Below are 21,606 nucleotides of genomic sequence, written 5' to 3'. Positions count from 1 at the left end.
TTCAAAGGCTGCCGATAAGACTCAGTAACGCTATCACAAGCAGGGCTTTACGCTGAATCGAATTTGTTGCGCAAAAATTCAATAGCCGCCTAAACTATAGGTAAACTCGGCTAAATTTGCCTATGTCGCTGCGCCCAAACACCAATAAATAGAAAGAAACCTATGATGAGAAGCAACAACCAATGGGCCGACACTTGAGCCATTTTGTTAGCAAGAATGGGACTCGCAGTCACAATTAACACCCCATAACCAAATGCATTGATCACCACAAAGACTAGAGTTCGTAATACAAATGATCGCCCAGTCAACTTTCGACTTAACAGCCGATTTATATCGGCGCCAAACACAATCAAGAAGCAAGCAATAATGGCTGTTGAGATCTCATTGAGCCAAGGATAGAGCAAAGAGCCAACTTGATGAAATACTGAAATAATACGTTCCATATGCAAGACCCATAGACAAGATTATTCAGTAGAATAAGGGGACTGAAGATGAGATACAAGTTACTATTACTCACAGGCGATAATGAGCGATATAGATCTTTACTGCAATCCTGTCACCTCCCCGAAATTGAAATTCTGGGTGATGAAACCCAGCAGATTTCACAAGCCAATATTTGGCTGGCAGAGCCTTCTCTCGCCGCGCCGTTACTGCCTCTCGGGAAGCATATTATTTGGATGCAATCGACCATAGCCGGCGTCGATTCCTTAGTCAGGCCGCGCCAAAGAAAAGACTATCGGCTGACCAATGTCAGGGGCATATTCGGCCCCTTGATGAGCGAATACGTGTTTGGTTATCTGCTTGCTCACCAGAGAGAGCACACCATATACGGGTCGCAACAGACGCAGAAAATTTGGTGGCCAGGCAGCTTCAAGACCCTTCAGGGTCAGCATTTACTTCTGCTCGGAACGGGTAGTATCGCCAAGCATATTGCCCAAACCGCGAAGCACTTTGGCATGCATGTAACAGGGATAAACCGAGGCGCTAAGCCAACGATTGGTTTCGATGATGTCGATACCCTAGCAAATCTGCCCCACCATCTCCCCCAGGCTGATGCTATTGCCAGCATACTTCCAAGCACCCCAGATACGCAAGGAGCGCTCAACGCCCAGATCTTATCACTGATAAAATCCGATGGTATTATATTTAACCTCGGCAGAGCTGATGTACTGGATCTCGATGCACTGTACTTGCAACTAAAGGAAAACATCCACCAGAATGCGATATTAGATATCTTCAACCAGGAGCCATTACCTCAACATCATCCCATATGGACACTGGATAATGTCATCATCACGCCACATATCGCCGCCCCTAGTTTTCCCGAACAGGTGGTCGAGATCTTTGCCGATAACTACCATAAACTGCTAAGAGGCCAGCGACTCTCCCATGAAGTCAACTTCGAGCGCGGTTACTAGTATCGAATGGTCAGAAGCAGCAGTTTTTCCATTTTTCAGACGTCATTCACACTTAGCTATAACGGCTAGCTGAGTTTCTATTTTGACTTATACATTTTTGATATTAGCATTGAGAATCATTTTCATTTATAATTCGCTCATCTTGCTAGAGGGCCTATATCAATGTACGTATGTCTTTGCTTCGCCGTTACCGATACACAAATAAAAGCTGCCGTTAGTCAGGGAGATGTCTCTCTAGCTGATGTGAAGAAACGCTTGGGTGTGGGGAGTCAATGCGGTAAATGTACCAAGATGGCTGGCCAGATAATCCAGCGACAGCTGGACATAGAGCCCAAGTATTACCAAGTGGCCTGATAAGCAACAAACGACTCTTAGCTTATTATTCCCATAAAAAATTCAGATAAAAAAAGCTGCCATTAGCAGCTTTTTTTATCTCTGGCGAGTGTACGGACTAGTCTATGACCTCACTGCTGCCATCACCTAGCTCTACGCTATCGACACGTTGTAATCCCCGTGGCAGTTTCGCCCCTCTCCTGCCCCGTTCCCCACGATAATGCTCCAAATCGCTTGGTTTCAGGGTTAGCTTGCGCTTACCTGCCCAAAGAGTAACACAAGTATCTTCGGGTACCACATGCAGGTGGATTAGCAACTCTTCTCTATTCTTCGCTCTTTCAGTTGGGATACCTATGATCTTATTCCCTTTGCCCTTAGATAGCTGGGGCAAGGCTTCCATAGAGAATAGCAACATTCTGCCTTCATTGGTGATCGCCAGAATCGACTCGACTTTCGACTTATCCACCAACTGAGGTTTAATCACTTTAGCGTTAGCCGGTAGGCTAAGTAGTGCTTTACCGGCTTTATTCCTCGACACCATATCTTTATATGAGCCAACAAACCCATAACCTGCATCCGATGCTAACAGATAGAACTTCTCATCATCGCCAAGTAAGAGATGCTCCATCACCTCACCGGGTGACAGATTAAAACGTGTGGTGATCGGCTCACCTTGGCTTCTGGCCGAAGGCAAGGTATGAGTATCGGTGGCAAATGCTCTACCGGTTGAGCCTATAAATACCGAAGGCTGATTACTTCGACCTACCGCCGAACAGAGGAAACCATCTCCAGACTTGTAAGACAGGGTATTACCATCTACATCATGTCCCTTGGCGCAGCGGACCCAACCTTTCTCAGACAAGACCACAGTCACGGGCTCTACCGGAGATAACTCTTGCTCAGTCAGTGCCTTAGACTCACTACGCTCCACCAATGGCGAGCGTCTATCATCGCCATAGTTCTCACCATCTTGCTTTAACTCTTTCTTAATCAAGGTCTTCAGGCGTCTATCCGAACTAAGCAGCAACTCTAGCTTGTCTCGCTCGACTGCCAGCTCATTCTGCTCCGATGTGATCTTCACCTCTTCAAGCTTAGCCAGATGACGTAACTTAAGATCTAAAATAGCATCGGCTTGAATCTCGGAGATCTGGAACCGTGACATCAATTCAGCCTTGGGGTTATCCTTATAACGGATGATCTCGATCACCTCGTCGATATTAAGGAAGGCAACCATCAAGGCATCTAAAATATGTAACCTGGCTAAGACCTTATCCAGTCTGTGGGTGATTCTTCGAGTCACAGTAGTTAAACGATACTCCAACCACTCGGTGAGGATCTGTTTAAGCCCTTTGACTTGAGGTTTCCCGTTAAGCCCCAGAATATTCAGGTTTACCCGGAAATTTTTCTGCAGATCCGTCGTCGCAAAAAGGTGAGCCATCAGTTGATCACAATCGACACGATTCGAACGCGGCACCACAATGATACGGACCGGATTTTCGTGGTCAGATTCATCCCTGAGATCGACCACCATGGGCAGTTTCTTGGCCTGCATCTGCGCGGCAATCTGTTCTAAAATCTTGCCGCCACTGGCCTGATGCGGCAAAGCAGTGATAACGATTTCACCACTCTCAACAGCATAAACGGCTCGCGCCTTTATCGAACCTTTACCTGTCGAATAGATCTTAGCGATATCCGCCCTGGGGGTAATTATCTCCGCCTCAGTTGGATAGTCGGGTCCAGGCACAAACTCCATCAAGCGTTCGAGATCTGCTTTAGGGTTATCCAGTAACTCGATACATGCAGCCACTAATTCACGGGTGTTGTGTGGCGGTACATCTGTCGCCATCCCCACGGCGATGCCGGTAATGCCATTGAGCAAGATATGCGGCAGACGAGACGGTAGCACCAATGGCTCTTTCATCGTGCCGTCGAAGTTAATTCCCCAATCGACAGTGCCTTGTCCTAGCTCACTGAGCAGGACCTCTGAAAACTTCGATAATCTCGCTTCGGTATAACGCATGGCGGCGAATGATTTAGGATCGTCTGGCGCTCCCCAGTTTCCCTGACCATCGACCAAGGGATATCGATATGAGAAAGGCTGCGCCATCAGTACCATGGCCTCATAACAGGCACTATCCCCATGGGGATGATACTTACCTAACACATCACCCACGGTACGGGCCGACTTCTTATGCTTAGACTGAGCCGATAGGCCCAATTCACTCATGGCATAGATGATACGACGTTGAACCGGCTTCAATCCGTCACCAATATGTGGCAAGGCCCGGTCCATGATGACGTACATGGAATAATTTAGATAAGCATCTTCCGTGAAGCGGCGCATCGACATCTGCTCTACGCCATCTAGACTTAAATCTATCGCATCACTCATTTTTCAGTTTCCTCTGCCTGCGCAGCTTGTTCTAATTTTTTCTTAACAATATCTTTGTAATACAAACGGTAGATATTGCCTTTAAGATCATCTGATATGTACATGGCTCCATCGGGAGCCGTTAATAACGCGTAAGGCCTGGCTACAGGAAAACCGCCATCTAAGAAGCTGACCACAGTACTGCGCTTGACGACCTTTTGCTGTTCAATTTCTAGCATCACCACCTGGTAACCAATTTTACTCGAACGATTCCAGGAACCATTCTCGGCGACAAATATCTGATTATGATATTTAGCTGGAAATGCCTGACCACGATAAAAATGCAGGCCCGTTGGGGCGACGTGAGCAGGCAGTTCGAAATTAGGCAAGGTGATCTTCAGGTTCTTAGGCCTATCGTAGGCAGGCTCTATGACCGAAGCGGCGTGAATATAGGGAAAACCGAAGTGCTCACCAGTTGTTTCTAGCCGATTAATCTCATCGGGAGGCAATCGATCGCCCATCCAGTCTCGCCCTTGGTCAGCAAACCATAAGGCATCGTCCAAAGGCGACCAATCGAAGCCCGTCACAGTGCGAATACCCGTTGCGACTTGCTCACTACTGCCGGTCGCTATATCGATGGCGATAATACTGCCAAACGGGGCCACAGCCTCACACACATTACAGGGTGCACCGATAGCCACATACAAGCGGCCATCCGGACCAAAGTGCATCGCACGTTGGCTCTTATTGGTCTGGCCTGGGAGACGATCATAGATCTCCTTGCCCCGACCTGGGCGGCGCAAGCGGTTCTCAATGTCGACAAACCTAATTATCTTTTCATCTACGGCGACGTAAAGATCGCCATCATGGAAGGCAATGGCTTCAGGATTATCTAAGCCTTTGGCTACCACATAGCGCTTATCGACTCGGCCATCGGCATTACTATCGACCAGAGCCACTATGGTGCCCTTCTTATGGGAACCAACAAATAGCGTGCCCTTATCCCCCAACGCCAGCTGCTTGGCATCACCAAGCTCTGAAGCATAAAGAGTCAAGCCAAAGCCTTTAGTGACAGTGATCATCATGGGTTGTGCGGCCAGTATCTCTTGGCTAAACAGCACAGCGGCGCAAGCTAACAGTATGCTCCAGCTTCGTTGATTTTTTTTCTGATTCAACAACATTATTGTTTTATAAGCCTAATTATTCTAATAATCGGAGGAACTTCACTAAAAATCAGCAAGATCACCTTTAGATTCTAACCAAATTTTACGGTCACCGGCACGTTTCTTAGCCAATAACATATCCATAAGCGCTATGGTATCTTCGACATCATCTATGGTTAGCTGCACCAAGCGTCGTGTATTAGGGTCCATGGTGGTTTCTCGTAACTGCAGTGGATTCATCTCACCCAGCCCCTTGAATCGAGTCACCTGAACCTTACCTTTCTTCTTCTCGGCAGCAATACGATCCAGTATGCCCTGCTTTTCCGCTTCGTCTAACGCATAAAAAATCTCTTTGCCTACGTCGATACGAAACAGAGGAGGCATAGCCACATAGATATGGCCTTTTTCGACCAAGATCTTGTAGTGTTTCATAAACAGCGCACATAACAAGGTCGCAATATGCAGTCCGTCTGAATCCGCATCGGCCAAGATACAGATTTTTCCATACCTAAGTTCGGAGATATCACTGCAATCGGGATCACAGCCTATCGCAACCGAGATATTATGTACTTCCTCTGACGCCAATACCTGGCTGGAATCCACCTCCCAAGTATTAAGAATTTTACCACGCAGAGGCATGATAGCTTGAAATTCTCGATCTCGAGCCTGTTTAGCACTGCCTCCCGCCGAGTCACCCTCCACCAGAAACAGCTCTCCACGCATAGGATCCTGACCACTACAATCGGTCAACTTACCAGGAAGTGCCGGACCAGACGTCACCTTCTTACGGGCAACCTTCTTAGCCGACTTTAAGCGTTTATGGGCATTATTAATGCACATCTCCGCCAGCGCCAGTGCTTGTTCGGTATTAGTATTAAGCCAGAGGCTGAAGGCATCTCTGACAATGCCGGAAACAAACGCCGCACTCTGACGACTGGAGAGTTTCTCCTTGGTCTGACCGGAAAATTGCGGATCCAATAACTTAATCGACAAGATAAAGCTGCTGCGATCCCAGATATCTTCTGGGGTGAGCTTTAACCCTCTGGGGATAAGATTACGAAACTCACAGAACTCACGCATTGAGTCGAGCAACCCCTGCCTGAAGCCATTCACATGAGTGCCACCTAAGGGAGTAGGAATAAGATTCACATAACTTTCGTTAAGATACTCTCCCCCTTCCGGTAACCAGGTAATAGCCCAATCTACCGCCTCCATATTTCCCTTCGAACTGCCTACAAATGGCTCCACAGGCAACATAAGCGCATCTTTAACCGAAGATTGTAGATAATCAGTTAAGCCACTCTCGTAGAACCACTCCTGCACTTCATCCGTCTGCTTGTTAGTGAATTTGATCTTAAGCCCGGGACAGAGAACCGCCTTAGCTTTCAATAAATACGTCAGCTTAGGCACGGAAAAATTGGCTGAATCGAAATAGCTGGGAATGGGCCAAAAATGAACTCTGGTCCCGGTATTTTTACGGCCACAAGTTCCCGTCTCGCGCAACTCTTCGACCATATCACCATGTTCGAAGGCGATATCATAGACAATACCGCTGCGTCGCACGGTAATTTCCACACGACTCGAGAGTGCATTCACTACTGAGATACCAACCCCGTGTAGACCGCCTGAAAATTGATAGTTATCGTTGGAGAACTTTCCACCCGCGTGCAGCTTAGTGAGAATAAGCTCTACCCCGGATATTCCCTCTTCCGGGTGAATATCCACAGGCATACCACGACCGTCATCGATAACCTCTAACGAGTTATCTTTATGTAGGGTTATTTCAATCTTAGTGGCATGCCCCGCCAGTGCTTCATCGACACTATTATCGATAACTTCTTGTCCCAAATGGTTTGGGCGCGTGGTGTCGGTATACATACCTGGACGGCGTTTAACGGGATCTAGCCCATTCAGGACTTCGATGGCATCTGAGGTATATTGATTTGTCATGGCACACACAATTTATAGTTATTAAGGCCATGTTGCGGCCTGATATGGTTAATTGTCAAGCAAACAGAAACTGGCAGATAGCGTGCATCTGCTTTCCATAGCCCACGAAGCTATGATCGCCACCGGATTGAATCAACAGCTGACAACAATGATATTTTTGTACTGCTTGTCGATAATCCAGGACTTCATCGCCCGACTGTAATAGCACTAAAAATCGGTCGGGATTAAGAATAACGTCAGTATTAAAAGCGGCAAGCTGATCTTTATGTTCAGGCAGAACTTGATAATACTCATCGATATAGGGATTGTACTGTTGGCCGATAAATTCATCGAATAGCTCGAAAGGCGTCACAGCAGGATTAACCAACACAGCTCGCCCACCGTACTTTTCGGCTAAATAACTCGCAAAATAACCGCCAAGCGAGGAACCTATATAAGTGAGCGTCTCTCCATCTTCGAGTGCCGACTCCACCAGTCCCGACAGTAATTCCATCGCCTCTCTAGGAGTGGATGGTAATTGAGGCTGATGGAAGTTCAGATTGGGGTAGTGTTCTGCGAAAAATTGCGCGGTGACAAGCCCTTTATCTGATAACGGTGAGCTATTGAACCCATGAATATAAAGCAGCATATTTCCTCATACACGGATTTTCCCATCATCGAATAACCACTCTGAGGAGTGAGAGTAACTTTAATAAATGATCGGTAGGATGCTAACACTTGCTTACGTTTCTACCAAGTGATTAGACCTCAAAGAGGTGGAAAGCCGCGAATTTTTACAATGAAACACCATTAAAAGCTGGCTTCAATCCCTATGTAAGCTGACAAAACCGGTGTTAATAACCACTGGCATCCCTATCTGGAGAGAATTTATCTCCCGGAACGCGAGATACATTGGTGATCATACTGCCATCGGTTTTAAGTTCCAACTGTCGATAGCCGGGTTGCTGCGCATCGAGTGCAAAGTAAGACGAAAGCGGCTTAAATTGGATGCAGGTCGAAGGCGTAGACATCAAGTGGATAATACCATGCATACCTTGGTGCTCTACATCCAGCTCTTGATGTACATGACCCCATAGCAAGCCTTTGACTTGTGGGATCTGCGCCACTAGCTCGATAAAGTCACTGCCATTATCCATGCAATGTTGATCTAGCCAGCGACACTTGACCAGAATGGGATTGTGATGCATCACCAGTAAAACGTGACGTTCGGATTGATCGGCTACGGCGCTCTTAATGATCTCTATTTCACTGTCAGCCATGTGTCCACCAGGCTTGCCCCTCACCGTAGAATCCAGCATGATTATTTGCCAGTTACCGGCTAATATTCGACGCTGACCGAATATCTTTTCGCCCTGCATATGCAGATTCATAACACGAGAATCATCATGATTTCCGGGCAGATAATGGCAAGGCATATCCAGAGGAGTTATCGCTCGCACAAAGTTGTGGTACGACTCCCCCGAATAATCTTGACTGATGTCTCCAGTCGCCAACATAAGATCTGCCGGATAATCCACAGCCTTGATGGTATTGAGCACAGACTCCAGACTCTTAGCTGTATTAACACCTAAGAGTTGAGAATTTGGATCAGCAAACAGATGAGGATCGGTCACTTGCACGATTCTCACACTTGCCTGCTCTCCAAGAGAATAAGAGATAGCCTCTTTTAACACTATAAGTCGACCCTAAGATTCTGCCAAACAAACAACACTCGTGTAGTTATCAATCCTCAATAACTCTTCCAAAAAAGCATTCACTCGATACTTCTCGTCACGATGGTGCATACGTATATTTGGATAATCATATACTGGACTGAGCTGATAAATCTGTCGACTAGTTAACACTTCTGCTAATTTAGCATCATGATACACGCGAACAGAAATTTTAGGCGTGTCGACAAAATCAGTTTTACCGACATTTCTTGAGATTTCGATCAATTGGGTATAGCGAGTATTTTCCAGCAAACGAACATCTAAAAAACCGTATTCGCCTCCCACTTGCCAACTTGTGCCCTGCTCGGCGTCATCGGGCAACCAACGAAGAATGTGGTAATAATTACGCCCACACAACGTGAGAAAGCGATTAATATTCGGCTGATATCTCTTTGGCTTTAAGCTAGTTACACTACTCACTTACCGATCCACCTCAAGTTTACGCTAGATTCTATTCTAGGCTATAGGCCATAAGTTCTAAGCTCTAAGCTCTAGAATCTAGAATCTAGAATCTAGGAACTAAGTTATTTACCCAGTTTAGAATAATTTAGCTCCAACCACTGCAGGCCTATAACTGTAGACGCATTGTTAAACTGATACAGCCATCATTTACCCAGTTTAGAATAATTCAGCTCCAACCACTGCAAACCGATCACTGTAGACGCATTGTTAAACTGATACAGCCATCATTTACTCAGTTTAGAATAATTCAACTCCAACCACTGCAAACCGATCACTGTAGACGCATTGTTAAACTGATACAGCCATCATTTACCCAGTTTAGAATAATTCAGCTCCAACCACTGCAGGCCTATAACTGTAGACGCATTGTTAATTGTACCATCATTTACAAATTTAAAAGCTTGCTCTCGACTGAATACGTGAACCTGGATATCTTCATTTTCATGCTCTAGCCCATGTACTCCATGTGCCTGACTCGCATCGATCTCAGCCCAGAAAAAATCGAATTTCTCACTGGTTCCTCCTGGACTAGCAAAGTAGCTGGAGATCTTCGACATCTGCTTTGCCTCAACTCCCGCCTCTTCGACCAGCTCCCTGCGGGCAACAGCCTCGGCCATCTCGCCCTCTTCTATCATACCCGCCACTAACTCAAGCATCCAAGGACTATTGGTCTTACCCAATACAGGAATACGTATCTGCTCGATCAATACCACTTGATCCGTCACAGGATCATAAGGCAATACTACGACGGCATCACCGCGTTCGAAGACCTCCCTCTGAATTTCACCGCTCCAGCCACCTTTGAACAACTTATGCTTAAACCGATAAACATCTAAAGAAAAGAAGCCCTTAAACACGGTCTTTTTACCTAACAAATCCACATCTTGTTGATCAAATTTCTGTTTCATCTCGCTTCCTCATCTGGATCAATCCAGTATCAAATCATCTTTAAAATTGTATACGAAATACGCTAGACTAGCGTAAATGCTATTTAGCTAGAAATAGCATAATAAAAATCAAAAACTGTTACACTTCTAAGTTGACTTGAAAACAGGTAATTTCTTAATATCTATGTCTTAATAGCTATTAATAATTGGCTAGCTGGCTCAGGCCATTAAGTTTTTGATGTATCGGGAAGCGTCGGGAAGCGCAAACCGCCTCGCTATTATGCGTGGTATCACTTAACTCTATAAAAGTTAAACGGCTCCTCCACTGGAGGATTTTGTCTAAAAGGACAACCAATGAAATTCAAGATCCGCACGATATGCGCAGCACTCACGCTGGCATTCAGCACTTCTGCTGTACAGGCCGACGATTTACTGCAGATATATCAACAAGCACTAACCAGTGACCCTATCGCACTGCAGGCCCAGGCTCAACGTGACGCCCTGTATGAACAGATTGAAGAAAACCGCGCCCCATTGTTGCCAACCATAAGTGCAAGTGTGGGATATGACAAGAGCTGGCGCAATGAAAGTACCATGTCTAATTCGGATTCAAGCGGCATAAATGCTGGCGTCACCTTGAATCAGGTCATCTATGATCACAGCGCTTGGGTAGGATTGAGCCTGGCCGAGTTAGCCGCCTCACAAGCCGATGCAGTCTACGCCTCTTCACTGCAGACGCTGATTATTCGCGTAACCACTGCCTACTTCGCAGTCTTATCGGCTAAAGATACCTTCGAATTTCAGGGCTCGGAAAAGCGCGCGATTGAGCGTCAACTCGAACAGACGAAACAAAGGTTCGCCGTGGGTTTAACCGCCATCACGGACGTTCACGAAGCCCAGGCTCAATATGACTTGGCCCGAGCGCAAGAGATCTTAGCCGAGAACGAACTGATCAATAGTTATGAAGCACTGCGTGAGATAACAGGCATAGAGCATAAGACGATCAATATCTTAGATACCGAACGTTTCAGTGCCGTCAGTCCGTCTCCTACCAGGGCAATCGATTGGCTTAAGATGGCTGAAACCAACAGTGTCGATCTACTGACGACTCGTATTGGTAAAGATATCGCCCAAGAGACTATCAGTCTCTATAAAGCGGGTCATATGCCAACACTGAATCTAAATGCGGGTTACTCCACCAATTTTCAGCAAGAAAATAATCAAAATAATGCCAATGATTATGACAACGGCTCGGTAGGCCTGACCTTAAGCATACCTATCTTCGAAGGTTTCAAGGTCAGCTCTAAAGTCAACCAGGCGCAATATCAGTACGTAGAAGCGAGCGAGAGGATGGAACAGGCTCACCGTAAGGTCGTTAAGGATGTTCGTAACAACTTCAACAACGTAGGTGCTTCAATCAGCTCGATCCGTGCCTATGAGCAATCGGTGATCTCATCAGACAGTGCCCTCAAAGCGACTCAGGCAGGCTTTGAAGTCGGTACGCGTACCATAGTAGATGTACTTAACCGTACTCGCGACCTATATGACTCTAAACGACAGCTATCTAACGCCCGTTACGGTTACATCAACTCTATCTTGGCACTAAAGCAAGCTGCCGGTACCTTGAATGAAGATGATGTTATCGCCATCAACAATGGTTTGACGGCGCAAACGACCACCCAGTGATCTAGTATCTTGCTAAGTGTTCCGCGTTGGATAACCTAAATAAACACCGCCAGTCTCAATGAGTTGGCGGTTTTTTTTATGCTGAATATACAAGCGGCCAGGCTGACATTAAAATCCCCCAATAAAAAACCGCCGAAAGGCGGTTCTTCTTTACACGTTAACGCGCTAAATTTAGAAGGCTAGATGTAGCAGACCAGAGTTAGAAAACGAGTTCGACACCGGCGAAGTAACCTTTAAACTGAGTGCTAGTAGTTACGCCATCGAAGTCATTAACATCGAAGTTAAAATCTCGGTAACCCAAACGTACCTTAGTATCCAGAGCCAGACCATCGAACTGCCAGCCTAGACCGACAGAATAATCATAAACACTCGACTCACTGACACCTATCATCACATCGGCGAAACCATATAAACCTAGGCCTGGAATACCGACTTGTACATCGGCATAAGCCATCACTATGCCGCTATCGAGCTCAACTTCTGAATTTACACGGCCGTTTGTGACTTTATCATTAACACGGAAAGAGCCATGCATCTTCTTATAAGCGGCACCAACATCTAAAGCAACCAGATCATTATCTAATAGCTCGTAATATAGAATAAAGTCTGTGTTACTTAGATCAGAGTTTGTATTGATATCGCCATTGTAAATATTACCACCAAAATCAAAGCCATTGGCAACACTACTACCACTCGCATCGAGACGGTTCTCTCTGATTTTGATATTCGGCACCAAGGGGATCGGATGCTCTATGGCAACCCAAATGCTACCTTGAGAAGACGAACTGTAATTGAAATCTTGCTGCGGTTGACCATTTTCTGCAAAAGAACCACTGGTATCGGCCTGCCAGTAATCGCCGCCGACCTTAAAACCTATCAGTGATGCAGCCTGTGCAGAAGTGCCTACCAAACTTGCCAAAAGTGCACATGCAACTAATGTTTTTTTCATTATTTAATTAACCTTTAATCAATAAATTTGTTAGATCAATCACCGCAGCATTTGCGCGGGAAATGTAATTTGCCATCACCAAGGAGTGATTGGCGACTACGCCGAAACCCGAACCATTTAAGATCATCGGGCTCCAAACAGACCCTTGTGTCTCTTCCAGTTCACGTATGATTTGCTGCAAACTGACTTCGGCATTCTTTTTACGTAATACATCGGCAAAATCAACTTCGATAGCCTTCATAAAGTTTAATAATGCCCAGGTCGCACCCCGAGTCTCATAAAACACGTCATCTATCTTCCACCAACTGGTCTTAATCTGCTGGCTAGCCTGCTTAGGTGTAGACTGAGAAGCCTCACTGTCACCGGCTAAATCTGTGTTCAACCTATCTTGCCCTACACTGGCAGAGAGACGCTGAGACATGCTGCCTAAACGTTTTTGCACCTCTTTGAGCCATTCGTAGAGATTATCCGCTCGAGCATAAAATTGCGCATCTTGGTTGTTGGTATCTGATATTTTAGCGCGATAAAGTTTCAGTAATTTGATGGCATCTTTATATTCACCTTCGGCGCTAGGCACTAACCAACTGGTATGTTCGATATTGAGCTTAGAGTGAGCGGCTAACAGGTCTTTATCTGCCATGGATTGAGACTGGGAACGACTGAATTCCTTACGCATAATTAATGCAAGATCTCGCGCCTGCTCCAAGGCCCCAAATTCAAAGGCGGGCATATTATCCATAAAAATTGAGGGAGGAGTCACATCGTTAGATAACCAGCCACCTCTCTTATTAAGCAAGGCTTCCATGGTCACTATGAGTGACGTTGTCGTCGCGTAGCCCACGACTCGAGACTCTTGACCCGCTGTTAACTGCTGCGGCAGAATCACTTCCGGCGTGACACTCCACCAGACACTGATGAAGTAGCCCATAAATATGATAAGAACCGCGATACCCGTCCACTTTTTCCATGTCATGTTCATTTGATACACTCCGTTGAATCTCACATTAAATTAATGGTTATGGTGATGACCTTCCGATTTAGTCATGGCTCGCTTACTCACCATCAAGCTCACAGGAAGCGCAGAGCCATTATCGAACTTCAGGATCAAATTGACTGACTCCCCCGAGACTAACGGCTGTTTCAAACCAAGCAACATGATGTGCTTACCCGACTCACTCAAGGTTAACTGACCATGCTGGGGAATAGTGAAGCTTTCTACCTGACGCATCTTTACCATACCCTCCTCTTCGATAACGGTATGTAACTGGGCTTCTTTGACAAAATCGGCCTCTACGGCAACAAGTTTGATTGAAGGGCCATGATTTTCTAGGGTTAAATACGCCGCGCTATTTGGCACACTTGCTGGCATTGCTCTCACCTGACCGTCGACAAGCACCACATTGGCCATAGCAGAGAAAGATGCCCCAAAAAGTAGGACACAATTAAACATGTGTTTGAATATTTGCTTCAATGTCTTAAACTCCATTTAACCCCATTCGTCTTAGAGGAGAAAACGCAATGAGTACAATTCAGGTTAAGGATGAACAAGGCGTAAGAATTATCACAATTAATCGCCCTGAAAAGCGTAATGCTCTCAGCCTTGAGATGTATACTAGCCTCACAGAATACCTTATCCAGGGTGAGTCCGACAACGCAATTTACTGCTTTTTAATCAAGGGTCAACAGGACTGTTTTACCTCGGGCAATGATGTAGCAGACTTTTTAAAAAATAGTAACCTAGATAGCAAACACCCGGCCTTTAACTTTCTGTTTAACTTACTCGATCTCAAAAAGCCAATCGTTGCAGCAGTCACAGGGGCTGCAGTCGGTATAGGTACCACCTTGCTACTGCATTGCGATCTGGTTTATGCCGATAATACTGCAAAGTTTCAGCTACCTTTTGTTAACTTAGCACTGGTACCGGAAGCCGGAGCGAGTCTGCTGCTTCCGCAACTCGTTGGGCCACAAAAAGCTGCCGAATTACTGCTACTCGGTGAAAGTTTTGATGCTCATACGGCTAAAACACTGAATATTATCAATGATATCATCCCATCTGAGAGTATTTTTGACTTTACTTTGGCCCAGGCAGTCAAACTCGCTAAGCAACCACCACAGGCACTTCAGGCATCTCGTGCATTGATGCGTTCCAATAAAGAGCTGGTACGTCAACAGATGCAAGATGAACTAGCGCAGTTTGCTGTGAGACTAAAGAGTGATGAAGCCAGAACTCGCTTCGAAGCATTTCTCAAAAAATAACTGGCTTAATCTACAAGCCCGGTTGACTGGATAAGATCAGGGTCCTGGTGGACTCTGCATCTTGATAGAGAAGAGATATCAAACTCAGAAAAACGTGAGTCGGTTCTTCAGCCAAACTGACTCGAGTTACGATTCAAGCGTTAGCTTGCCATTTAGGCAGTACTAAGGCGAGCACAAAATAGATCAAGAGTCCCATCGCCGGATTCATTAAGATCACTGCGGCCCACACCACTCGAGTCCATAAACAAGACCAGTTAAACTTATCGGCCATCATTGCAGCTACGCCACATACCAAGCGAGTCGGTCGTTTCATACGACGCATATATCTATCGGTTGAACTAAAATCACTCATTGTCTTCTCCATTTAAGTCTCGTTGTCGGCTTACTTTAATCTTGAACCTTGTGCCAGCTAAAACTGCAAACTAACAGGGCACAAAGAGTAAAACTGAGTACAGGAATGAGTAGTAGAGCCGCTATATCCGCTGTAAACCACATATTTATTCCTTAACCATAGCGCTGGTGATCACTGTCTCAGATTGCCTTTGAGCTAACTCACTTGCCGTTCCACTGACGTCCAGTTCAAACATGGCTTCCGCAAGCTGTGTTTGTAGTGAGAGACTGAGCTCGCGTTGGGCGACTTGCATCATATCTTGCATTTGGGCACCTATGCTCTGCTCTATATTGCGGGTCAAATCAGTAACCAGAAGACCATCCGCATGGGCCCCCATGCTCGCTCCCATCAAAACTGCGACCACTAGAGATGCTTTTGCTATTTTGCTAACAGTTGAATTAAACATGATGTCTTCCTTTTCATTAGTGTCTTTCGACTTAAGTGATTTACATATTAGATAATGCGAGCAGCGTGCCAACTTTAATAAAACGATTTAAATCATTAAATAACAAAGTCTTGACGACTATCGCGTCACAGGTGTGCAGAAATGATAAGAAAAGGTAAATAAGGTTTTAGTCATTTTAACCATGAGCAGGTTAAATTCACTAAGTGAGGTTATAGATAACTAATTTATCTGCGATGAGATCAAAAAAACCGCCAGTCAGGCGGTTTTTTAATGACTAAATAGAGTCTAGCAATCCATTTTTTTTCTTGCCTGTTCAATCACTTCGATTCCAGCCCCTTGTTTATGAGCATTCTCACTAATATAGCGCCTCCAGGCTCTAGAACCTGGCTCTCCTTGAAACATTCCTGTCATATGGCGAGTGATGTGGTTTAACCTGCCACCATCGACAAGGTGTTTCTCTATATAAGGAATAAATTTCTCTAAAACAGCATCTCGGCTCAACACAGATTTATTGCTACCACAGAGTAGCTGATCGACCTCGGCCAATATATAGGGGTTTTGATATGCTTCACGCCCCACCATGACTCCATCGATATGCAGCAGATGCTCCCGACATTCATCGAGTGTTTTAACACCACCGTTGATGGAAATATGCAGCTTGGGATAATCCTGCTTCAGCCGATACACGCGCTCATAATCCAAGGGGGGGATTTCACGATTCTGTTTAGGACTCAAGCCCTGTAACCAGGCCTTTCTGGCATGCACAATAAATGTATCACAGCCCACATTGCTGACAGTGTCGACAAACTCAGTCAAAAATTCGTAACTGTCCTGATCATCTATACCGATACGCGTCTTAACGGTCACAGGAATATCCACGACTTGCTTCATCGCGGTGACGCACTCGGCCACGAGTTTGGGATCAGCCATAAGGCAAGCCCCGAAGCGACCACTCTGAACCCGATCCGAAGGGCAGCCCACATTCAAATTAATCTCATCATAGCCGCGTTCGGCAGCCAGCTTAGCGCAAGTTGCCAAATCCTGTGGGTTTGAACCACCTAACTGCAATGCTAATGGGTTCTCTTCACGGTTATATGCAAGATAATCACCTTTACCGTGAATAATGGCCCCTGTGGTTACCATCTCGGTGTAGAGCAATAACTCTGTAGACATTATCCGCGCCAGATAGCGATAATGACGATCGGTCCAATCCAGCATAGGCGCAATGCTGAACGTTCGATTGATTGCAGGGCTTGGTGTTGCTGGCTTACAGCCTGATTTATTAGGTGTTGTCATCTTGTTTCAATTGCTCTGAATTGCCTTGAATTTCTCTGAATTTCCTTGCAAGGTGATCCATATAGGATCCATAATGCAGTAGGACGATTCAACAACTTAGTGAGTATCATGGCGTCATTCACAATACAGAAAAGGCCAAAGGCGAACGGTGAATTAAGCTTTCGCTGCTTAATCCGAATAAAAAAGTCGAATGCGATTATACATTCTGAGTCAAAAACATTCAGTAAAAAAGAAGTGGCGCGCACATGGGCATTAGCACGCGTTAACGAATTACAAAAAACTGATGCGCTAAAGACTAAAAAAGTGGTATCGCTTGGTGCTCTTTTGAATTTATATTTTGAAGATCATGACCTCTGGGGAAAAACAGGCCGAACTAAACGCTATGTCATTAAAATGATTATGGACTGCGATATTGCCAAGATCAAAAGTGACTCGCTTAAGACCAGTGATCTGATTGAACATTGTAAGAATCGGCGCGCGGCTGGGGCTGGGCCTGCGACTATCTACCACGATATTGCTTACCTTCGCAGTGTGATGAAAAAAGCTTTGCCTGTTTGGGATATCGCCGCCAACTATCAAATTTTCGAAGATGCGGTACCCGTTCTAATAGAAATGGGCTTAGTGGGGAAAAGTCAGAAGCGAACGCGCCGCCCGACAGAGAATGAACTCGATAGATTAAGAGCGGGCCTTCAAGTAAGAATGGACTTTAGACCCAATGGAAAGAATCGGATACCTTTCCTTGATATCTTGGACTTTAGTATCTTGACCTGCATGCGAATTGGTGAGGTTTGCAAATTACGCTGGGAGGATTTGAAAGAAGATCATAAAACCATTTTAGTGAGAGATAGAAAGGACCCAAGAAAAAAAGAAGGCAACCACATGATTGTGCCTTTGCTTGCTGGTTCATTCGATATCGTAAAGCGCCAACCTCTAAACGATGAGTTGATATTCCCCTACAACCCGAGATCAGTAACGGCAGGCTTTCAGCGAGTGCGTAACGAACTAGGCATTGAAGATCTGCGTTATCATGATTTACGCCGTGAAGGTGCAAGCCGATTATTTGAAAAAGGTTACTCTATCGAAGAGGTTGCCCAAGTCACTGGCCACAGAAACCTAAACATTCTATGGCAGGTTTACACCCAACTGTTCCCCCATAAACTACATGATAAGTTTGAATAAGCCTTTCAGTTTATATTTTACCTAACTCTTTGTTTTTATTTGCTTCGTTTCGGAGTAAATAAAACCGCCTTTCATATGAAATCCCACGTAATCAAGCGAAAACCCAGTAACCATGCGGGTTTCACTTTGATGTTGCCACACACAGCCACCATACAAAACTGTAAAACACTGAAATAAACCGCGATCCTTTCAGATCTTCGATCCTTGCAAAACCCTTATAGCTGGGCGGGCTGGCGATATGAACTGTAGTAATAAAAAACTGCAAAAAAACGACGATAAAGAGCGCGCAGGAGGGTGAGGAAGAGTGCGGATTCCGTGACGGAAGGATTCTGTTGGCTAGATTGCGTGGCTGAAAACACTCATTGATATTTTATGGTAATGTTCGAACATAAAGTAATGATTGAGAACAAGCATGTCGGAAACAGCACTTGAACTAGCTAAACACGCTCAAAATGAGCGTTCAAAGCTGAATTATTTTATTCTAGGCATATCAATCACAATTTTTGCCTTCTATGCCAAAAATTTTACTATCGTCAACTTGGGGATAAACGAGAGTACGATGATGCTCTCGGCTTTGATTTTTTTATTATTTTCCTCAATTTTTGGAATAATCCATATTAAATATTTAATAGAGATTACCCAGCAAAACTATAGATACATCAATTTGCTAACTAAAAAAGACATATACAGTAAAGTTGAACATACTGGTGAGCCAGTTCTTCTAGATGGGATGAGAATTGATAGTACAAATGTTATAGAAAGACTAGAGCGCATTCATAAAAAAATCCTTCTACTTCAAAAATCTCTATCTACCAAAACAAAAAGACACGTAGTTTTTGAAACTGTGCGTGATTACAGCTTGTTTACCGCATTAGCTTTAATCACTGTAAGTAAACTTATGCCCGTAATACTAACAACTATTTAATATTACTTAGTAATGGGATCGAGTCTGGCCTTTTGATTGCTGGCTTGTGATGCTTGGCTGCTGAAGGCACTCGCTTGAACTGGTGGTTTGGTATTGCCCGGTCCCGACTTGATGCCCGAATGGGTGTGGCTGGCGCAAGTGGTCGCTAGTGCTTTGACTGTGGCCATAAGCTCGGATAGCAGTTTGAGCACGTTTTCATTTTCACTGCCTAACCAGGTCTTGGGGCTGCGGTGGTCTTGTTCGGCGCGGGCGGTGACCTTGCGGGTCTGACATTGCAGCTCTGCAAGTTTGCCGATGATGTCGGTGAGCGACTCATCGGTTTTATTCTCGAAGTTACCTTTGTCATCGATGTGCTGATAAACCCCTTCGCGTACCTGGTTACGGCTTTCACCGGCTTTGATGGCAGGAAGATCCCAACCGAACGGCAACACGCAGCGAATGAAGGGTTTATCAGGCCTGCCGTAAGCGAAACCTATTTCAACTATTGAGCCGATAGCCGGTGGCTCTAATCGGCCAGCTTTGTTACCGGCACCCGATAAAGGCAATGGCACGGCTTGCAGGGCAGATGATGTAGTTTCGTTGCCGTCTGCATCGAGCAGCTGCACGTCAACGGCATAGCGTGGATAAAATGCATCGCTGCCACGTTCGCCATCGATTGTCGGCAGCTCTGGCAATGCAATCACTTTGCCCCAAACTGGCAAATGATAATTAGCCGACAGCTCTGGGAATATGTTGGTGATGTGGCGCTTTTCGCTGAGTTCGTCAGCTTTGGAGGCTATCCAAGTTATTGTCATAGTGTCGTCTGCAAGCTCTACTTGCTTAACCCGATGACCATTGACCATTGCACCCGGTCGCATGGCAGGCATCGCCATTAGCTGCCAACTATTACCAAACTGCTTTTTGCTGAATCCTTGGTTTATCTCTAATGGCTTTGACGGCCAGCGGCTGTCTTGATAACTGCCAACAAATATTTGACCATTTGGCTGCTGGTACCAGATACAGTCATTAATGCCAAACACACCGCTCAAACTGGCGAGTAGCTGATAGCCGGTACCTTGGCTGGTAAAGTTCGGTACCTTGATATCGAGGTAAATTGCATCATCGGGGATCACTATGCTGAGGCCTGTGTCTTCGGCTAGCTGGGTGATCACCTGGCGAAATGTTGCGTGACGGATGTTTATCGGGCAATGCTCGGCTAATAGGCTGGATAACTCCCGTACCACGATGCGGTGCATGCCCATGCTGCTCGGCGTAGTTTTGGTGATATAGCCGCTAAAATAGCGTTGCAGTTTATTGTTGTAACCCATATCAAAGGCAACGATTTGTCCACGTTTTACCTCGCCTTTAACCTCAAATACACCGCGGCCTGCCGATGACAACTCAAGCACTAAATGATGATCCGTTATCGCGAGTACTTCGGTACCTACGGTTAAGCGTTTACTCAGCTTCATGCGGGATCACCTATGATGCTGTCGACCCCCGTTAAAAACTTCTCCATCGATGACACCTCCACTTTCGGTGGTGCCTCTGTAATAGCAGCCGTAGGGATCACGCTGGCGGTGTTCTCGGTGCCTTGCTCGGTACTGGCATCCATTTGGGTTTGGCGCTGCTCTGCCACCTCTGGAATACTTAAATGCTCACGCAGCTGAAAACTCACGTTCCACGCCAATAATGTGGGGTGCTCAGGCGCAGTAATTTGGCCAAAAAATTTAACTTGCCTGATTTTAACGACACGCGCTAACTCTGAACCAATACGCCTCACCAAACGATTACCCGTTTCGTCTTTAGCAGTCACCAGCTCAAACAAACGAGATAATTGTGCCGCATCGGTAAACGGGATTAAACCGGTCACTTTAAGCTCTTTGGCTTTATCCCCCTGCTCGCTGCTCGCTGTGCTTGAGGTTTGCCCCGACATATCTTGATCTGCTAATTGCATCGACAATTCGACCTTGCAGCTTTTCAAGTTGACGAGTTCACCGTCTAACGCAATTTGGCTCATTTATAGCTCCACAGTGTAAGTAGCAATCCCATCCTTGTTCTAACTTAGCAATTAATTAGTTTTCGGAAGGTAATGGGTAGCGAGCCTTAATTTCAGCTACCTGAGCACGCCAAATTTGTTCTTTCTCTGCCGTCTGATCATATTGCCATTCTAAGTAAAGAGGATCCGCCTCTTTCTGATAAGCTATTTTTCTTTTCTGAGAAATAGTAAACATCTGCGCATC

22 protein-coding genes are annotated in these 21,606 nt (G+C 45.6%); 6 read left to right on the top strand and 16 right to left on the bottom strand.

The window, feature by feature from the left end; genetic code table 11:
- Nucleotides 1–110: 110 nt before the first annotated feature.
- On the bottom strand, nt 111–443 hold the full coding sequence (locus tag HRU42_RS14950) for a DUF3392 domain-containing protein (protein WP_295032118.1): 333 nt from the start codon (nt 441–443) through the stop codon (nt 111–113).
- 48 nt (nt 444–491) lie between these two features.
- Here HRU42_RS14950 and HRU42_RS14945 point away from each other — a divergent pair, with 48 nt between their 5' ends.
- Together HRU42_RS14945 and HRU42_RS14940 are read left to right on the top strand one after the other, a co-directional pair.
- Nucleotides 492–1,418: a D-2-hydroxyacid dehydrogenase gene (locus HRU42_RS14945; RefSeq protein WP_295032117.1), complete on the top strand. Its 927-nt coding sequence runs from the start codon at nt 492–494 to the stop codon at nt 1,416–1,418.
- Between the two features lie 162 nt (nt 1,419–1,580).
- Nucleotides 1,581–1,772 carry a bacterioferritin-associated ferredoxin gene (locus HRU42_RS14940; RefSeq protein ID WP_295032116.1) on the top strand — a complete coding sequence of 64 codons (192 nt, stop codon included), beginning with the start codon at nt 1,581–1,583 and terminating at the stop codon, nt 1,770–1,772.
- Nucleotides 1,773–1,869: 97 nt separating this feature from the next.
- Here the strand turns inward: HRU42_RS14940 and parC are convergent, their stop codons facing one another.
- From parC to nudF, 7 genes are all read right to left on the bottom strand, one after another.
- The gene (parC, locus tag HRU42_RS14935; RefSeq protein WP_295032115.1) at nt 1,870–4,143 is read right to left on the bottom strand and encodes a DNA topoisomerase IV subunit A; all 2,274 of its coding nucleotides are present in this window, start codon (nt 4,141–4,143) and stop codon (nt 1,870–1,872) included.
- Nucleotides 4,140–5,303, bottom strand: a complete 1,164-nt coding sequence (locus tag HRU42_RS14930; RefSeq protein WP_295032114.1) for a PQQ-dependent sugar dehydrogenase — start codon at nt 5,301–5,303, stop codon at nt 4,140–4,142. The genes parC and HRU42_RS14930 overlap by 4 nt, the downstream gene beginning before the upstream one ends.
- 45 nt (nt 5,304–5,348) lie before the next feature.
- Complete coding sequence (parE, locus tag HRU42_RS14925; RefSeq protein ID WP_295032113.1) at nt 5,349–7,235, bottom strand: DNA topoisomerase IV subunit B; 1,887 nt, start codon at nt 7,233–7,235, stop codon at nt 5,349–5,351.
- 55 nt (nt 7,236–7,290) lie between these two features.
- Entirely contained in the window at nt 7,291–7,863 is a 573-nt protein-coding gene (locus tag HRU42_RS14920; RefSeq protein WP_295032112.1) for a YqiA/YcfP family alpha/beta fold hydrolase, read from the bottom strand.
- Nucleotides 7,864–8,068: 205 nt separating this feature from the next.
- The gene (gene cpdA / locus HRU42_RS14915; RefSeq protein ID WP_295032111.1) at nt 8,069–8,908 is read right to left on the bottom strand and encodes a 3',5'-cyclic-AMP phosphodiesterase; all 840 of its coding nucleotides are present in this window, start codon (nt 8,906–8,908) and stop codon (nt 8,069–8,071) included.
- 12 nt (nt 8,909–8,920) lie between these two features.
- Nucleotides 8,921–9,367: a DUF1249 domain-containing protein gene (locus tag HRU42_RS14910; protein ID WP_295032110.1), complete on the bottom strand. Its 447-nt coding sequence runs from the start codon at nt 9,365–9,367 to the stop codon at nt 8,921–8,923.
- 347 nt (nt 9,368–9,714) lie between these two features.
- A complete protein-coding gene (gene nudF / locus HRU42_RS14905; protein ID WP_295032109.1) occupies nt 9,715–10,317 on the bottom strand; it encodes an ADP-ribose diphosphatase in 603 nt (200 codons plus the stop codon).
- Between the two features lie 333 nt (nt 10,318–10,650).
- On the opposite strand from nudF, the gene tolC reads away from it, so the two are divergent.
- Nucleotides 10,651–11,982 (top strand): outer membrane channel protein TolC, encoded by a 1,332-nt coding sequence (gene tolC / locus HRU42_RS14900; RefSeq protein WP_295032108.1) that lies wholly within the window; start codon nt 10,651–10,653, stop codon nt 11,980–11,982.
- Nucleotides 11,983–12,181: 199 nt separating this feature from the next.
- Here the strand turns inward: tolC and HRU42_RS14895 are convergent, their stop codons facing one another.
- From HRU42_RS14895 to HRU42_RS14885, 3 genes are read right to left on the bottom strand one after another with little or no spacing between them, the layout of a single operon-like run.
- Nucleotides 12,182–12,931 (bottom strand): TIGR04219 family outer membrane beta-barrel protein, encoded by a 750-nt coding sequence (locus HRU42_RS14895; protein ID WP_295032107.1) that lies wholly within the window; start codon nt 12,929–12,931, stop codon nt 12,182–12,184.
- 7 nt (nt 12,932–12,938) lie between these two features.
- A complete protein-coding gene (locus tag HRU42_RS14890; protein WP_295032106.1) occupies nt 12,939–13,910 on the bottom strand; it encodes a DUF2333 family protein in 972 nt (323 codons plus the stop codon).
- A gap of 30 nt (nt 13,911–13,940) precedes the next feature.
- Nucleotides 13,941–14,417 (bottom strand): copper chaperone PCu(A)C, encoded by a 477-nt coding sequence (locus HRU42_RS14885; protein WP_295032105.1) that lies wholly within the window; start codon nt 14,415–14,417, stop codon nt 13,941–13,943.
- 32 nt (nt 14,418–14,449) lie between these two features.
- Between HRU42_RS14885 and HRU42_RS14880 the strand changes: the two genes are divergently transcribed.
- The gene (locus HRU42_RS14880; RefSeq protein WP_295032104.1) at nt 14,450–15,187 is read left to right on the top strand and encodes an enoyl-CoA hydratase-related protein; all 738 of its coding nucleotides are present in this window, start codon (nt 14,450–14,452) and stop codon (nt 15,185–15,187) included.
- A 133-nt stretch (nt 15,188–15,320) separates the two neighbouring features.
- Here HRU42_RS14880 and HRU42_RS14875 read toward each other — a convergent pair whose 3' ends face one another.
- The 3 genes from HRU42_RS14875 to dusA all read right to left on the bottom strand — a co-directional run bounded on the left by HRU42_RS14875 (nt 15,321) and on the right by dusA (nt 17,280).
- A complete protein-coding gene (locus tag HRU42_RS14875) occupies nt 15,321–15,539 on the bottom strand; it encodes a PspC domain-containing protein (RefSeq protein ID WP_295032103.1) in 219 nt (72 codons plus the stop codon).
- 145 nt (nt 15,540–15,684) lie between these two features.
- The gene (locus HRU42_RS14870; RefSeq protein ID WP_295032102.1) at nt 15,685–15,984 is read right to left on the bottom strand and encodes a hypothetical protein; all 300 of its coding nucleotides are present in this window, start codon (nt 15,982–15,984) and stop codon (nt 15,685–15,687) included.
- A gap of 285 nt (nt 15,985–16,269) precedes the next feature.
- Nucleotides 16,270–17,280, bottom strand: a complete 1,011-nt coding sequence (gene dusA, locus HRU42_RS14865) for a tRNA dihydrouridine(20/20a) synthase DusA (RefSeq protein WP_295032101.1) — start codon at nt 17,278–17,280, stop codon at nt 16,270–16,272.
- Between the two features lie 108 nt (nt 17,281–17,388).
- Between dusA and HRU42_RS14860 the strand changes: the two genes are divergently transcribed.
- Together HRU42_RS14860 and HRU42_RS14855 are read left to right on the top strand one after the other, a co-directional pair.
- Nucleotides 17,389–18,459 (top strand): site-specific integrase, encoded by a 1,071-nt coding sequence (locus tag HRU42_RS14860; RefSeq protein ID WP_295032100.1) that lies wholly within the window; start codon nt 17,389–17,391, stop codon nt 18,457–18,459.
- Between the two features lie 412 nt (nt 18,460–18,871).
- Nucleotides 18,872–19,384 carry a hypothetical protein gene (locus HRU42_RS14855; RefSeq protein ID WP_295032099.1) on the top strand — a complete coding sequence of 171 codons (513 nt, stop codon included), beginning with the start codon at nt 18,872–18,874 and terminating at the stop codon, nt 19,382–19,384.
- 2 nt (nt 19,385–19,386) lie between these two features.
- Here the strand turns inward: HRU42_RS14855 and HRU42_RS14850 are convergent, their stop codons facing one another.
- Together HRU42_RS14850 and HRU42_RS14845 are read right to left on the bottom strand one after the other, a co-directional pair.
- Nucleotides 19,387–20,835, bottom strand: coding sequence for a hypothetical protein (locus tag HRU42_RS14850; RefSeq protein WP_295032098.1), 1,449 nt, complete (start codon nt 20,833–20,835; stop codon nt 19,387–19,389).
- Nucleotides 20,832–21,383, bottom strand: a complete 552-nt coding sequence (locus HRU42_RS14845; protein ID WP_295032097.1) for a DNA-binding protein — start codon at nt 21,381–21,383, stop codon at nt 20,832–20,834. Before HRU42_RS14845 ends, HRU42_RS14850 begins: the two co-directional genes overlap by 4 nt.
- Between the last annotated feature and the right edge of the window lie 223 nt (nt 21,384–21,606).

The organism is Shewanella sp. (assembly GCF_013214165.1).
Classification (GTDB): domain Bacteria; phylum Pseudomonadota; class Gammaproteobacteria; order Enterobacterales; family Shewanellaceae; genus Shewanella.
The sequence above is the reverse complement of the archived record's forward strand: the minus strand, read 5'-3'. Positions and strand labels throughout refer to the sequence as shown.

Bases quoted from the DNA above. Each gene is read 5' to 3' on its own strand.
- HRU42_RS14950 (WP_295032118.1), bottom strand. From the start codon at position 443: ATGGAACGTATTATTTCAGTATTTCATCAAGTTGGCTCTTTGCTCTAT.
- HRU42_RS14945 (WP_295032117.1), top strand. From the start codon at position 492: ATGAGATACAAGTTACTATTACTCACAGGCGATAATGAGCGATATAGA.
- HRU42_RS14940 (WP_295032116.1), top strand. From the start codon at position 1,581: ATGTACGTATGTCTTTGCTTCGCCGTTACCGATACACAAATAAAAGCT.
- parC (WP_295032115.1), bottom strand. From the start codon at position 4,143: ATGAGTGATGCGATAGATTTAAGTCTAGATGGCGTAGAGCAGATGTCG.
- HRU42_RS14930 (WP_295032114.1), bottom strand. From the start codon at position 5,303: ATGTTGTTGAATCAGAAAAAAAATCAACGAAGCTGGAGCATACTGTTA.
- parE (WP_295032113.1), bottom strand. From the start codon at position 7,235: ATGACAAATCAATATACCTCAGATGCCATCGAAGTCCTGAATGGGCTA.
- HRU42_RS14920 (WP_295032112.1), bottom strand. From the start codon at position 7,863: ATGCTGCTTTATATTCATGGGTTCAATAGCTCACCGTTATCAGATAAA.
- nudF (WP_295032109.1), bottom strand. From the start codon at position 10,317: ATGAAACAGAAATTTGATCAACAAGATGTGGATTTGTTAGGTAAAAAG.
- tolC (WP_295032108.1), top strand. From the start codon at position 10,651: ATGAAATTCAAGATCCGCACGATATGCGCAGCACTCACGCTGGCATTC.
- HRU42_RS14895 (WP_295032107.1), bottom strand. From the start codon at position 12,931: ATGAAAAAAACATTAGTTGCATGTGCACTTTTGGCAAGTTTGGTAGGC.
- HRU42_RS14890 (WP_295032106.1), bottom strand. From the start codon at position 13,910: ATGAACATGACATGGAAAAAGTGGACGGGTATCGCGGTTCTTATCATA.
- HRU42_RS14885 (WP_295032105.1), bottom strand. From the start codon at position 14,417: ATGGAGTTTAAGACATTGAAGCAAATATTCAAACACATGTTTAATTGT.
- HRU42_RS14880 (WP_295032104.1), top strand. From the start codon at position 14,450: ATGAGTACAATTCAGGTTAAGGATGAACAAGGCGTAAGAATTATCACA.
- HRU42_RS14875 (WP_295032103.1), bottom strand. From the start codon at position 15,539: ATGAGTGATTTTAGTTCAACCGATAGATATATGCGTCGTATGAAACGA.
- HRU42_RS14870 (WP_295032102.1), bottom strand. From the start codon at position 15,984: ATGTTTAATTCAACTGTTAGCAAAATAGCAAAAGCATCTCTAGTGGTC.
- dusA (WP_295032101.1), bottom strand. From the start codon at position 17,280: ATGACAACACCTAATAAATCAGGCTGTAAGCCAGCAACACCAAGCCCT.
- HRU42_RS14860 (WP_295032100.1), top strand. From the start codon at position 17,389: ATGGCGTCATTCACAATACAGAAAAGGCCAAAGGCGAACGGTGAATTA.
- HRU42_RS14855 (WP_295032099.1), top strand. From the start codon at position 18,872: ATGTCGGAAACAGCACTTGAACTAGCTAAACACGCTCAAAATGAGCGT.
- HRU42_RS14850 (WP_295032098.1), bottom strand. From the start codon at position 20,835: ATGAAGCTGAGTAAACGCTTAACCGTAGGTACCGAAGTACTCGCGATA.
- HRU42_RS14845 (WP_295032097.1), bottom strand. From the start codon at position 21,383: ATGAGCCAAATTGCGTTAGACGGTGAACTCGTCAACTTGAAAAGCTGC.